The sequence below is a fragment of the Sphingobium olei genome (assembly GCF_042678845.1).
GTDB classification, from domain to species: domain Bacteria; phylum Pseudomonadota; class Alphaproteobacteria; order Sphingomonadales; family Sphingomonadaceae; genus Sphingobium; species Sphingobium olei.
Genome location: NZ_JBHTLS010000013.1, coordinates 1 through 532 on the forward strand (window position 1 = coordinate 1; position 532 = coordinate 532).

1 pseudogene is annotated in these 532 nt (G+C 61.3%); it reads right to left on the reverse strand.

From position 1 onward, the window contains the following. Nucleotides 1-131: 131 nt before the first annotated feature. Nucleotides 132-287 (reverse strand): annotated as a pseudogene (locus tag ACFQ24_RS03735) (transposase); the annotation flags it as partial. Nucleotides 288-532 lie beyond the last annotated feature (245 nt).

Below are 532 nucleotides of genomic sequence, written 5' to 3' on the forward strand. Positions count from 1 at the left end.
CGCGACAATCAGGATGAGAACGAGGTCCTTGCCAGCGACAATTAAAATCGGCACTGAATGACGCGCCGCGACAATCACATTCTCATCCTGATTGACGCGCAATCCTCATCCTGTTTGTCGCGCTACAACCTTTCGACGAGCATGTGCCGCACACGGCTGTTGCCGGCCTTGGTGATGCCGCCGCGCCGCACGGATGCGCCCGTTGATCGTTCGCTAGGCACGAGGCCCAGATAGCTCATGAGCTGCCTGGGATTCTCGAAGCGCGTCACGTCGCCGACCTCCGCTGAGGTGGTCCCGGAAATTCGGACAGGGTGTTAAGCTCATCCCGACCTGAAGGAATGGACGGGAATGAAGACGACGAGGAAGCGCTACAGCGCGCAGTTCAAGGCCAAGGTGGCGATGGAAGCTGTCAATCGGCGTCCAAACGGGACCCCCGATCGGCGCGCAAAAGGGACCCCCTTTCGAGTATGGCACGACGGTCGAGGAACGCTCCTTGCGCTGCGCGTGGCGTAGGGAGGGCGGAGCCCGACCG